Below are 13,320 nucleotides of genomic sequence, written 5' to 3' on the forward strand. Positions count from 1 at the left end.
AATCATTGAACGCTGAATAAATAATTCAGCGCGTTGGAAACGCAGTCGGGGAAATAGACATGAACAGAATCGCCCGCGCCGCCCTTTTGGCGAGCGCCGCCTGGAGCGCCATGAGCGTTTCCGCTCTCGCCCAGGAAACGCAGCCGACCGGCAATGAAGATGTCGTCGGCGAAGTGATCGTCACGGCCCGTCGCCGTGAAGAAGCGCTGCAGGATGTGCCGATCGCGGTGACCTCGCTGAGCTCCGAGCGCCTGGAGCAGACCGGCGCGACGGACATCACGGCCCTGCAACAGCAGACGCCGAACGCCACGGTCCAGGTTGCCCGTGGCTCGAACTCGACCCTGATCTCCTTCATCCGTGGCGTCGGCCAGCAGGACCCGCTGTGGGGCTTTGAGCCCGGCGTCGGCCTGTACGTCGACGACGTCTATATCGCCCGCCCGCAAGGCGCGGTTCTGGACATCTTCGACATCAACCGCATCGAAGTTTTGCGGGGCCCGCAAGGCACCCTGTACGGCCGTAACACCATCGGTGGTGCGATCAAGTACGTCACCGACCGGATCGGTCAGACGCCTGAGTTCGAGGCCTCGGCCACGCTGGGTTCGTATCGCCAGGCCGATGTGATCGTGTCGGGTGGCGCGCCGGTTTCCGAGACTCTGTCGTTCGGGGCCGCTTTCGCGCGCTACACCCGTGACGGCTTCGGTGAAAACCTCACGACCGGCGAAGAGCAGTACAACCGCGATGTGACGGGCTGGCGCCTGTCGGCGGAATGGACTCCGACCGATGCCCTGTTCTTCCGCCTCGCCTATGACCGGGTCGAGGACAACTCCAATCCGCGTCACGGCCACCGTGAGGTGAACTCGACGGTTGGCGGCTATACCCCGCCGGCCAGCGTCTATGACACCGAGGCCGGTCTGACCGGTGAGCAGCGCGTGGTCACTGAAGGCCTGTCTCTGACGGGTGAGTGGTACGTCAATGACTGGCTGACCCTGCGTTCGATCACGGCCAACCGTCGCGGTGATACGGCGACCGTCATCGACTTTGACCAGACGCCGCTGCCCTATCTGGATGTTCCGGCCATCTATTCAGACAACCAGTTCAGCCAGGAGTTCCAGGCCCTGTTCGAAGGCGACCGCTGGTCGGGTGTCGCGGGGATTTACTACCTCGACTCCACCGCTGCCGGTGTCTTCGACACCATCGCCGGTAACCTGGGCGTCGTCATCGCGGCGGCGGGCTCGGTCGATACGACCTCCTGGTCGGTCTTCGGTGATTTCTCCTATGAGTTGACGGATCGGTTGGAAGTCTCGGTCGGTGGTCGCTGGACCCAGGACGACAAGACCGGCGATGTCTATCGCGCCTTTTTCCTGGGTGCGACACGCTCGCCGCTCACGGGGGGCACGGTGCGTCCGGTCTTTGCGACCCGCACCGACTACACCGCCTCTGAAACCTTTGAGCGGTTCACCCCGCGGGTTTCGCTGACCTATGACTTCACAGACGCGTTGACCGGTTACGCTTCGTACTCGCAAGGCTTTAAGTCGGGCGGCTGGGACATGCGCGGCGACGCCTTCCTGACCCCGCAGACGGTCAACGGCTACGACCCCGAAATCGTCGACACCTTTGAGGTCGGTCTGAAGGGCAATATCGGTCGCCGTTTCCTCTTCTCGTCGGCGGTCTTCTATTCGGCCTATGAGGATCAGCAGATCACCTCACAGGTCGTGGCGACGCTGCCGGCGACGGGTATCGCCTCGATCGTCGACAACGTCGGCTCCTCGACCATCTACGGGGCCGAGTTCGAAGCGACCGCCTTCCTGACCGATAACCTGACCGCCTTCCTGTCGTACGGCTATCTGCACGCCGAGTTCGACGAGTTCATCACCTATGTGACGGGCTCGCCCGTCGACATCTCGAACATTCGCGTGTTCCAGAACTCGCCCGAGCACACCGTCTTCCTGGGCGCGACCTGGACCCAGCCGGACGTGTTCGGTGGGGAACTGTCGGTCACGCCGTCGATCTCCTATCGCTCGGACTATCACCTGTTCGAGGCGGCGGACCCGATCCTCGACCAGGATGGCTATGCCCTGGTGGACCTGGCCGCGAGCTGGGATGCGCCGGGCGGCAACTGGTCCCTGGGCTTCAACGGTCGCAACCTGACCGATGAGACCTATCGCGTGGGCGGTTACAACTTCGCGGGTGCGACCTTCAACAACTCGATCAGCGCCTTCTACGGCCCGCCGCGGACCTTCTCGTTCACGCTGACGGCCCGCTACTGATCCTGAGCCTATCCTGAGCCTTTGAACCCCGGTCGTCGGACAGCGACCGGGGTTTTCTTTTGTTGAAACAGACCTTTTTCGTTGCGTCGGGCGCGGACGGACCTAGGGTCGCAAACCATGTGATCGGGGAGGATCAGATGTCAGACGCCACGGCCAATCCGGCGCACCCGTCGCGGTATCGCTACTATGTGCTGGCGGTGCTGGTGCTGGTTTACATGCTGAATTTTCTGGACCGGCAGATCATCGGCATTCTCGGCCCCAAGATCATCGATGAGTTCGGCCTGACCGACACCCAATTCGGCCTTCTGGGGGGCCTGGCCTTCGCCTCGGTCTATTCGACCCTGGCTATCCCGCTAGCCTGGGTGGCCGATCGCAAGAGCCGGGTCTGGATCATGACCGGGGCTCTGGCCGTGTGGTCCGGGTTCACGGCCCTGTGCGGCGTGACCCAGAACTTCACCCAGCTGTTCCTGGCCCGCATGGGTGTCGGCGTTGGCGAGGCGGGCGGTGTTGCCCCGGCCTATTCCCTCATCGCGGACTATTTCCCGCCGCATCAGCGCGCACGGGCCCTGTCGGTGTTCGCCTTTGGTATCCCCACCGGCATGGCGGCCGGCACGCTCGTCGGTGGTCTGCTGGCGGTCGCCTATGACTGGCGGGTGTCGTTCATTGTTGTGGGCCTGCTGGGCCTGCTGGTCGCGCCACTGCTTCGCCTGACGGTCCGTGACCCCCAGCGCGGGGCGACGGACATCAAGCATGCGGTGGCCGAGGCCGCCGATCATATGGTCGATGTGGTCAAGCCATCGTCAGCCGGCCGAGTGGCTGCGGGTATCATGGCCGTGGCTGCAGCGGCCGGCATCTTTGCATTTGTCTATCATGGGACCACGACCGGCGACTGGTCACGCGGCCAGGTTCTCGGTTTCGGGGGGTTGCTAGCCCTGGTCATCGCCGTTTCCCTGTGGATCGCACGCACGACCGCCAGTGTGGTCATGCCAAAACCCAGCTTCTGGCTCCTGGCCCTGGGGGCAGCCTCGTCGTCGGTGTGCGGCTATGGGGTTGCCGGTTGGCTGCCCAGCTTCTTCATGCGCAGCTTTGAACTCAGCCTCGGCCAGGTCAGCTGGTACTATGCGGGCATCGCCCTCATCGGTGGCCTGATCGGCATCTGGATGGGTGGCTTCATCGCCGATCGTCTGGGCCAGCGCGGCAAGGGGGCCTATCCGCTGGTGCCGGCCATTGCTTTTCTGATCTCGGCGCCGTGCTTCATCCTGGCGATGAATACACCCTGGCTGATTGGCCTGTTCATGCCGGGCGGGGCCAGCCAGTCGACGTCTCTGGTCCTGGCCTTCCTGATCTTCCTGATCCCGACGGGTCTGAATCTGGCCTGGCTGGGTCCGATCACCGCCTCGGTCCAGCACCTGGTCCCGGCCCCGATGCGCACGACCGCCTCGGCCCTGTTCCTGCTGTTGAACAACCTGCTGGGGATCGCGGTCGGCTTCTACTATTTCGGCTGGATGAGCGACCTTTTGGCTCCTCAGTTCGGCGAGGAATCGCTGCGCTGGGCCATTTATACGGGCATGGGTTTCTATGTCCTGGCCGCCTTGCTGCTGATCGGAGCCTCGCGGACGCTCAAGCGCGATTGGGTGGAATAGGCCACCACCCGGTTGCGCCCATAAAGAGGCGGGGCCTATAAGCGCGCCATCTCCCCATTCGGTCGCGCGGCGGTCTATCTATGAATATCCACGAATATCAGGGCAAGCAGCTCCTGAAGGGCTATGGCCTCCCCGTCGCCGATGGCGTCGCCATTACCTCCGCCGACGAGGCCGAGGCTGCGGCGGCCTCCCTGCCGGGACCGCTCTATGTGGTGAAGTCCCAGATCCACGCCGGCGGGCGCGGCAAGGGCCGTTTCAAGGAGCTGGGCGCTGACGCCAAGGGCGGCGTTCGCCTGGCCAAGTCGCCGGCCGAAGCCGCCGCCAATGCGCGCGAGATGCTCGGCAACACCCTGGTCACCGCCCAGACCGGTCCCCAGGGCAAACAGGTCAACCGCCTCTATATCGAAGACGGCGCCGACATCGACCGCGAACTCTATCTGTCGCTGCTGGTGGATCGTGAGACGGGCCGCGTCGCCTTCGTCGCCTCGACCGAGGGCGGCATGGACATCGAAGCCGTCGCCCACGACACGCCCGAAAAGATCGTCACCCTGTCGATCGACCCCGAGACCGGCGTCACCCCCACCGACGTCGCGGCCCTGAACAGTGCGCTGAAGCTGGACGGCGCGGCCGCCCAGGACGGCGAGTTCATCTTCCCGACGCTCTACCGGGCCTTCGTCGAGAAGGACATGTCGATGCTCGAGATCAACCCGCTGATCGTCATGACCAACGGGCGCATCCGGGTGCTGGACGCCAAGGTCAGCTTCGACGGCAACGCCATGTTCCGCCACCCCGAGCTGGAAGGGCTGCGCGACAAGACCGAGGAAGACGCCAAGGAGATCGAGGCCTCGGAATGGGACCTCGCCTATGTGGCGCTCGACGGCAACATCGGCTGCATGGTCAACGGCGCCGGCCTGGCCATGGCGACCATGGATATTATCAAGCTCTACGGCGCCGAGCCGGCGAACTTCTGCGACGTCGGCGGCGGGGCCTCCAAGGAGAAGGTCGCCGCGGCCTTCAAGATCATCACCCAGGACCCGGCGGTGAAGGGCATTCTGGTCAACATCTTCGGCGGCATCATGCGCTGTGACATCATCGCCGAGGGCGTGGTCGCGGCGGTGAAAGAAGTCGGGCTGCAGGTGCCGCTGGTCGTGCGCCTCGAAGGCACCAACGCCGAGCTGGGCAAGCAGATTCTCAACCAGTCCGGCCTGAACATCACCGCCGCCGACGACCTGGATGACGCCGCCCAGAAGATCGTCAAGGCGGTCGGCTGACGCCGGCCGATCCGCCCGAACAGACCTTTTTTCAGAGACCGCAATGTCCATTCTCGTCAACAAGAACACCAGGGTCCTGGTCCAGGGCCTGACCGGCAAGACCGGGACCTTCCATACCGAACAGGCGCTTCGCTACTACGGGACCAAGATGGTCGGGGGCATCCATCCGACCAAGGGCGGGACGAACTGGCAGGGGTCCGAGGGCGAGACGCTGCCGATCTTCGCCACGGTCGCTGAAGGCCGCGATGCGACCGGGGCCGACGCCTCGGTCATCTATGTGCCGCCGGCGGGCGCCGCGGACGCCATCATCGAGGCGATCGACGCCGAGATCCCGCTGATCGTCTGTATCACCGAGGGCATTCCGGTGCTCGACATGGTGCGGGTCAAGGCGCGGCTGGACCGGTCGACGTCGCGGCTGCTCGGCCCGAACTGCCCTGGCGTGCTGACGCCTGAGGAATGCAAGATCGGCATCATGCCGGGCAATATCTTCAAGAAGGGCAATGTCGGCATCGTCTCGCGCTCGGGCACCCTGACCTATGAAGCCGTCTTCCAGACGACCAACGAGGGGCTGGGCCAGACCACGGCCGTCGGCATCGGCGGCGACCCGGTCAAGGGCACCGAGTTCATCGACGTGCTGGAGATGTTCCTCGCCGACCCCGCCACCGAGAGCATCATCATGATCGGCGAGATCGGCGGCGCGGCCGAAGAAGACGCCGCCCAGTTCCTGATCGACGAAGCCAAGAAGGGCCGCAAGAAGCCGATGGCCGGCTTCATCGCCGGTCGCACCGCGCCCAAGGGCCGCACCATGGGCCACGCCGGCGCCGTCGTCTCGGGCGGCAAGGGCGACGCCGAATCCAAGATTGCGGCGATGGAAGCCGCCGGTATCAAGGTCTCACAGTCGCCGGCGCGTCTCGGCGCCACCCTGGTCGAGGTGCTGAAGGGCTGATCGCCGTGATCGGCGCAACCCTGATGATCCTGATGTTCGGCGCAGGGCTGCTGGCCCTGGCCGGGCTGACCGGCAAGGACGCGATCCAGTCGGCCCGCGCGACGCGGCGCAACCGCACCATCCTGTCGGGGGTGGCCGCTGTGGCTATGGTTTTTGCGGGCCTGTACTGCGTGGCGCTGGCGGCTCTCAGACTTATCCAAACCTGACGGGGCGGCCGCACGGGCTTGACCCGGGTGGCGCTCACCCTCTGTCTTGGGGCAGGAGGAACCGCCATGATCGCCCGAGCCAGCCTTGCCTGTCTGTTCGCCGCCGGCCTGACGGCCTGCGCCACACCCAGCGGATCGTCGACGGCCCAGGAGACAGCCCCAGAAGCTGGCCCGCTAGTGGTCACCCTGCTCGGCAACTATGTCGGCAGGACGCTGCGCATCGTTGTCGATGACGTGGTGTTGGTCGACGGACGTTTGACCTTTCCGCCCATGGGGGCCGAGCATAGGTATGACCTCGACTGGGGCGCGGCGCGCACGGCCCGAGTGCAGGTCGACATCGAAGGCTGTGAGGGCCCGTGGGCGGGCCATCTGCAGCTGGTGCCGTCGGCCACGGCCTACCTTTTGATCCAGGGCTGCCAGGTCGAGGCCCTGGCACCGGGCTGACGTGGCCCGCGAAACGACGAAATCCTCCGAAAATGCCCGCTTTCGGCCATGACCCGCAAAGAAACTCAGCCTATATACCGGCTCGTCTCCGCGCCGACGTGGGTGCGCGGCCACTACGGACCAGAACGACACCATGGCTGATGACGCCGGGCGACTGAACCAGGTCTTCGCCGAGACCGCTTTCCTGTATGGCGGCAACGCCGACTATATCGAACAGCTCTATGCGCGCTGGGCCGACAGTCCGTCGAGCGTGTCGGCGGAATGGCGGGCTTTTTTCGATGGGCTGAACGAGGGTGCCGATGCTGTGCGCGCCTCGGTCGAGACGACGCCGTGGTCGCGTCCCACGCCCGAACGCCGGGACGAAACTCTGTCGGCCTTTGACGGCATCTGGCCGGCGGTTGAGGCCAAGGCCGCTGCCGGTCTCCGGGTCTCCCAGCCGGGCGCTTCTGAAGAACAGGTTCAGGCCGCCGCGCGGGATTCTGTGCGCGCCCTGATGCTGATCCGCACCTACCGCATCCGCGGCCATTTGCACGCCAAGCTGGATCCGCTCGGCATCGAGATGCCGGTCGACAACCCTGAACTGACGCCGGAGTACTGGGGCTTCGGACCCAACGATCTGGACCGACCGATCTATCTCGACGGTGTCATGGGCCAGACGTCGGCCACCGTGCGCCAGATCATGGAGCTGCTGGATCAGGTCTACTGCGGCACCTTCGCCATCCAGTACATGCATATCGCCGAGCCGACCGAGAAGGATTGGCTGCAGGATCGGATCGAACGGCGCCAGGAAGAGAACGCCTTCACCCCCGAAGGCAAGATCGCCATCCTCAAAAAGCTGATTGAGGCCGAGACGTTCGAACGCTTCCTGCACAAACGCTTCCCCGGCACCAAGCGTTTCGGCCTGGACGGCGGCGAGGCCATGGTCCCGGCACTCGAGCAGGTGATCAAGCGCGGCGGCAATATGTCGGTCGACGAGATTATCCTCGGCATGGCCCACCGCGGCCGCCTGAACGTCCTGGCCGCGGTGATGGGCAAGCCCTATGCCGCCATCTTCCATGAATTCCAGGGCGGTTCGTCGGTGCCATCCGACATCGAAGGCTCGGGCGACGTCAAATACCACATGGGGGCTTCGTCAGACCGCGAGTTCGACGGCAACACGGTTCACCTCAGCCTGACCGCCAACCCGTCCCACCTGGAAATCGTCGACCCGGTTGTGCTGGGCAAGGCGCGCGCCAAACAGGCGTTCGACCTGCGCGAGGATGCGCCGGGCGCGCTGGACCGGATGCGGGTCATGCCGCTTCTGATTCACGGCGACGCGGCCTTTGCCGGCCAGGGCGTGGTGGCCGAGTGTTTCGCCCTGATGGGGCTGAAGGGCTATCGCACCGGTGGCACCCTGCATTTTGTGGTCAACAACCAGATCGGCTTCACCACCAGCCCGCGCAACAGCCGCTCGTCGCCCTATCCGTCCGACGTGGCCCTGATGGTCCAGGCCCCGATCTTCCATGTGAACGGCGATGACCCGGAAGCGGTGGTCTTTGCCGCCAAGGTGGCCACCGAGTTCCGCCAGACGTTCCACAAGGACGTGGTCATCGACATGTTCTGTTACCGTCGATATGGCCACAACGAAGGCGACGATCCGACCTTCACCCAGCCGCTGATGTATTCGCGCATCCGCGCCCTGCCCTCGACGCGCGAGATCTATTCCCGGCGGCTGGTCGAAGAGGGGGTGATCACTCCGGCCGAGGCCGGCGCCATGGTCACCGACTTCGAAACCTACCTCGACGAGCAGTTCGAGGCCGGCAAGACCTATGCCTCCAAGAAGGCCGACTGGCTCGACGGTCAGTGGAAGGGCCTGGGCCTGCCGGAAAGCGACGAGCGCAAGGGCAATACCGGCGTGTCGCGGTCGCGGCTGGAGGCCATCGGCAAGATCCTGACCACCATTCCGAACGACGTCGACTGTCACAAGACTTTGCGTCGTGTCATCGACGAGCGCGGCAAGGCGATCGAGGCCGGCGAAGGCCTGGACTGGGCCACGGCCGAGTCCCTGGCGTTCGGATCGCTGCTTGACGAGGGCTTCGCCGTGCGTCTGTCGGGCCAGGATTCCGTACGCGGCACCTTCTCCCAGCGCCATTCCGCCATCGTCGATCAGACCACGGAGGAACGCTACGTCTTCCTCAACCACCTGAAGGAAGATCAGGCCTTCTTCGAGGTCATTGATTCCGCTCTGTCCGAAGAGGCGGTGCTGGGCTTCGAGTACGGCTACTCCCTGACCGATCCCAACACCCTGGTCATGTGGGAGGCCCAGTTCGGCGACTTCGTGAACGGGGCCCAGGTCGTCATCGACCAGTTCATCTCGTCGGGCGAACGCAAATGGTTGCGGATGAGCGGCCTGACCCTGCTGTTGCCGCACGGCTATGAAGGCCAGGGGCCAGAGCATTCCTCCGCCCGTCTGGAGCGCTTCCTCCAGGCCTGCGCCGAAGACAATATGCAGGTCGCCAACTGCACGACCCCGGCCAACTATTTCCACATCCTGCGCCGCCAGATTCACCGGCCGTTCCGTAAGCCCCTGATCCTGATGACGCCCAAGTCGCTGTTGCGGCACAAGAAGGCGGTGTCGTCCCTGTCGGAGCTGGCTGAGGGCTCGACCTTCCACCGGGTGCTGCATGACGACGCCCAGAGCCATCCGGAGAAGACGACGATCCGGCTGCGCCCGGATGCGGAAATCTCCCGCGTCGTTCTGTGCTCGGGCAAGGTCTATTACGACCTGCTGGATGCGCGCGAGGCCGCGGGCCGCGACGACATCTATCTGATGCGTCTGGAGCAGTTCTATCCGTGGCCGATGAAGTCCCTGATGACCGAGCTTGGTCGTTTCCCCAATGCCGAGCTGGTCTGGTGTCAGGAAGAGCCCAAGAACATGGGCGGCTGGACCTTCGTGGACCCCTGGCTGGAACTGACGCTCGAAAAGATGGATGTGAAGGCCAAGCGCGCCCGCTATGTCGGTCGCCCCGCCTCAGCCTCGACCGCCGCCGGCCTGATGAGCCGCCACCTCGCTGAATTGAAAGCCTTCACGACTGAGGCCTTCGCCTGATAAGCGAAGTCTGAGCAAACACGATCCGGAACGAATATGGCCGATATCCTCACCCCCGCCCTCGGTGAATCCGTCACCGAAGCGACCATCGCCCGCTGGACCAAGAAGGTCGGCGACCCCGTCAAGAAGGACGAGGTCCTGGTCGAGCTGGACACTGACAAGGTGTCGCTTGAGGTCGTCTCGCCGGCGGACGGAACGCTGGAGGACATTGCCTTCAAGGACGGTGACACCATTACGCCGGGGGCTGTGCTCGGTCGCGTCGGTGCCGGCGGAGGCGCTGCGGCGGCGGCACCCGTGGCTGCGGTTGCCAAGGCGGACCCGGTGCCGGCTGCGACACCTGTTGCTGAAGCGACCCCCGCGGTGACGGTAGCCCCGGCCTCGACGGGAACGACGGTCGAGATCAAGACCCCTGTGATGGGCGAATCGGTGGCCGAAGGCTCCATCGGCACCTGGACCAAGAAGGTCGGGGATGCGGTCAGAAAGGACGAGGTTCTCGTCGAAATCGAAACTGACAAGGTCGCGGTCGAAGTCTCCGCGCCTGCTGATGGGGTTCTATCCGAGATCGTGGCGGCCGATGGGGCCACGGTGACGCCCGGTCAGGTCATCGGCAAGCTGACCGCCGGGGCCTCGGCGGCGGCTTCGACGCCGTCTGCCCCCGTACCTGTTGCGGTGCCGGTGTCTGTGCCGGCTGCGGGGGCTTCGGCCTCGGCGGTCCTGTCGCCGGCCGTTCAGCGGACGGCCGCCCAAACCGGCGTTGATACCTCCACGGTCGCGGCCACCGGCCCCAAGGGCAATATCCTCAAGGGCGACGTGCTGGAGGCCGCCAAGGCCCTGGCTGCCGCGCAGCCCGCGCAGCCCGCGCCGTCAGCGCCCGCAGCCCCGACTCCGCGCGGCGACCATCCGCGTGAGGAGCGGGTCAAGATGACCCGTCTGCGCCAGACCATCGCGCGCCGTCTGAAAGAATCGCAGAACACCGCCGCCCAGCTGACCACCTTCAATGAGGCGGACATGTCCGCCGTCATGGCCCTGCGCAACCAGTACAAGGACGCCTTCGAAAAGCGCCACGGGACCAAGCTGGGCTTCATGTCCTTCTTCGTGAAGGCGGTGGTGTCGGCGCTTCAGGAGATCCCGGCGGTCAATGCCGAGATCGACGGCACCGACATCATCTACAAGAACCACTACGACATCGGCGTGGCCGTCGGCACCGATAAGGGCCTGGTCGTGCCGGTGCTGCGCGACGCCGACCAGCTGTCGCTGGCGGGCATCGAAAAGGGCATCTCGGATCTGGGCAAGGCCGCCCGTGACGGCGCCCTGACGCTGGACCAGCTCCAGGGCGGCACCTTCACCATCACTAACGGCGGGGTCTATGGCTCGCTGATGTCGACGCCGATCCTGAACATGCCCCAGTCGGGCATCCTGGGGATGCACAATATCGTCCAGCGCCCGGTCGCCGTGAACGGCCAGGTCGAGATCCGCCCGATGATGTATCTGGCGCTCAGCTACGACCACCGCATCGTCGACGGGAAAGAGGCCGTGACCTTCCTCGTGCGCATCAAGGAACACCTGGAGGATCCGCGCCGGTTCCTGCTGGACGTGTAGGTTGTCGCAACCGACCTTTCATCTGTCTCTGTTGGTTTCTGACCTGGAGCAGACACGGCGGTTCTACGAACAGCAGCTTGGTGCCAGGGTCGGGCGGGCCACGGAACACTGGATCGATCTGTGGCTGTTCGGGGCGCAGGTGACGGCCTATGCCCGGCCCGACGCGGTCATGCCGTTGCCCTATCGGCAGGCTCAACACTTCGGAGCGACCCTCGATTGGGCCGCCTGGCAGGCTCTGGCGGATCGGCTCACGGCTACCGCGACGGTTTTTCAGCTCGACCCGACCGTCTGGACGGACAAGGGACAGGCCAAGATGGTGCTGGCTGACCCGGACGGCTACCTCGTCGAGATCAAGGCCTATCGCGACGAATCGATCCTGGGCCGCCCGTCCTAGATCTGACTGGCCTCGGCGGAAGCCGCTTCGTGCGCCGAGAACAACCGCCCGCGCTCCGTCCACAGAACGATGGCGATCGTCGCCAGGCCACAGACCGTGAAGCCCAGGGTCATCGGCACAGTCGTGCCGTCGAACTGCTGGCCGATGAAAAATCCGATCAGCGCCCCGCCCACGGATGAGATCACGCCCTGAACGGCGGCGGCCGTGCCGGCGATGTGGCCCATCGGCGTCATCGCCATGGAGCCGAAGTTGCCGCCGATGAAGCCGAAGCAGAACATAGTCAGGGCCTGGAGCACCGCAAAGGTGATCAGGGTCTCGTGCCCGCTCAGCGCCACGGCGAAGTGGCCGGCTGAGAACAGGGTGAAGCCGATCAGGGCGGTATGCGACAGCAACCGCTGGCCCAACCGCTGCACCAGACTGGCGTTCAACAGCGACGCCGCCGCCATGAAACAGCCGACCATGGCGAAGATGATCGGAAAGATCGCCGCATTGCCCAGGGCCACCTCGAACACCTGTTGGGCTGAGTTGATGAAGCCGAACAGGCAGCCGACGATGACGGCCATGGCCAGGGTGTAGCCGATCGACAGTCGGTTCGAGACCGTTTCCCAGGCCGCCGCCCCGATCCGCCTCAGGTCGATAGGCATCCGGTTCTCGGGCTTCAGCGTCTCGGGAAGCCGCAAGGCGGACCAGACCAGGATGGCGACGCCGAACAGGCCCAGCACCGCGAAGATCCAGCGCCAGGGCCCCAGCATCAGGATCAACGCACCCACGCTCGGTGCCAGGATCGGCACGGCCAGGAAGACCAGGAACGACAGGCTCATCACCTGGGCCATCCGCCGCCCCTCGTACTGGTCGCGCACGATGGCGACGGCCAGCACCCGCGTCGAGGCCGCGCCGACGCCTTGCAGCACCCGCGCGGCCAAAAGGGCCTCAAAGCTCCAGGCGAAGGCCGCCAGCAGGCTGAACAGCACATAGATTGCCACGCCGCTAAACAGCACCGGTCGCCGCCCAAACCGGTCCGCCAGCGGCCCGTATATGATCTGGGTGACCCCGAAACCGAGCAGATAGGCCGTCACCACCCACTGACGTTGATTGGCGTCGCCGACACCCAGGCCTTCGCCGATGGCTGGCAGGGCCGGCAGCATGGAATCGATGGCCAGGGCGTTCATCGCCATCAGCATGGCCACCAGCGCCACCAGCTCCTTGAAGCCGATCTCACGGCGTGGGGTCACTGCGGGGGCGGTTGAGGTCATACTCCCATAAAGGCCTTCGCACCTGCGAAGGGAAGGGGCGGCATGCCCCTTTCGTCATCCTCCGAGCCGTGCGGAGCACGGAACCGGGGGATCCAGTGCAACGATTGAGGACCGCGTTTGCAGCCCGGAAAGCCCTGGGTTCCCCGATCTGCGCCGCTACGCCGCTTGTCGGAGGATGACGAAAGGGGGAATGCCCATGCTATCCAGTC

The 13,320-nt window shown here is 65.0% G+C and carries 10 protein-coding genes; 9 read left to right on the forward strand and 1 reads right to left on the reverse strand.

Features of this window, described 5'->3' with window-relative positions; translation table 11 throughout:
* The first annotated feature begins 59 nt into the window (after positions 1-59).
* The 9 genes from G391_RS0104380 to G391_RS0104420 all read left to right on the forward strand — a co-directional run bounded on the left by G391_RS0104380 (position 60) and on the right by G391_RS0104420 (position 11,858).
* Positions 60-2,267 carry a TonB-dependent receptor gene (locus tag G391_RS0104380; protein ID WP_029086440.1) on the forward strand — a complete coding sequence of 736 codons (2,208 nt, stop codon included), beginning with the start codon at positions 60-62 and terminating at the stop codon, positions 2,265-2,267.
* Positions 2,268-2,404: 137 nt separating this feature from the next.
* Positions 2,405-3,910: a spinster family MFS transporter gene (locus G391_RS0104385; RefSeq protein ID WP_029086441.1), complete on the forward strand. Its 1,506-nt coding sequence runs from the start codon at positions 2,405-2,407 to the stop codon at positions 3,908-3,910.
* Positions 3,911-3,990: 80 nt separating this feature from the next.
* Positions 3,991-5,181: an ADP-forming succinate--CoA ligase subunit beta gene (gene sucC / locus G391_RS0104390; RefSeq protein ID WP_029086442.1), complete on the forward strand. Its 1,191-nt coding sequence runs from the start codon at positions 3,991-3,993 to the stop codon at positions 5,179-5,181.
* Between the two features lie 43 nt (positions 5,182-5,224).
* On the forward strand, positions 5,225-6,127 hold the full coding sequence (gene sucD, locus G391_RS0104395; RefSeq protein ID WP_029086443.1) for a succinate--CoA ligase subunit alpha: 903 nt from the start codon (positions 5,225-5,227) through the stop codon (positions 6,125-6,127).
* 5 nt (positions 6,128-6,132) lie between these two features.
* A complete protein-coding gene (locus G391_RS0104400; protein WP_029086444.1) occupies positions 6,133-6,333 on the forward strand; it encodes a hypothetical protein in 201 nt (66 codons plus the stop codon).
* A gap of 66 nt (positions 6,334-6,399) precedes the next feature.
* The gene (locus G391_RS0104405) at positions 6,400-6,777 is read left to right on the forward strand and encodes a hypothetical protein (protein ID WP_029086445.1); all 378 of its coding nucleotides are present in this window, start codon (positions 6,400-6,402) and stop codon (positions 6,775-6,777) included.
* A 133-nt stretch (positions 6,778-6,910) separates the two neighbouring features.
* Positions 6,911-9,865, forward strand: a complete 2,955-nt coding sequence (locus G391_RS0104410) for a 2-oxoglutarate dehydrogenase E1 component (RefSeq protein ID WP_029086446.1) — start codon at positions 6,911-6,913, stop codon at positions 9,863-9,865.
* A gap of 36 nt (positions 9,866-9,901) precedes the next feature.
* Positions 9,902-11,464, forward strand: a complete 1,563-nt coding sequence (odhB, locus tag G391_RS0104415) for a 2-oxoglutarate dehydrogenase complex dihydrolipoyllysine-residue succinyltransferase (RefSeq protein WP_029086447.1) — start codon at positions 9,902-9,904, stop codon at positions 11,462-11,464.
* 1 nt (position 11,465) lies between these two features.
* Positions 11,466-11,858, forward strand: coding sequence for a VOC family protein (locus G391_RS0104420; RefSeq protein WP_029086448.1), 393 nt, complete (start codon positions 11,466-11,468; stop codon positions 11,856-11,858).
* Here the strand turns inward: G391_RS0104420 and G391_RS0104425 are convergent.
* Complete coding sequence (locus tag G391_RS0104425) at positions 11,855-13,111, reverse strand: multidrug effflux MFS transporter (RefSeq protein WP_035303565.1); 1,257 nt, start codon at positions 13,109-13,111, stop codon at positions 11,855-11,857. The genes G391_RS0104420 and G391_RS0104425 overlap by 4 nt on opposite strands.
* Positions 13,112-13,320: the final 209 nt, after the last annotated feature.

It is taken from the genome of Brevundimonas aveniformis DSM 17977 (assembly GCF_000428765.1).
Classification (GTDB): Bacteria; Pseudomonadota; Alphaproteobacteria; order Caulobacterales; family Caulobacteraceae; genus Brevundimonas; species Brevundimonas aveniformis.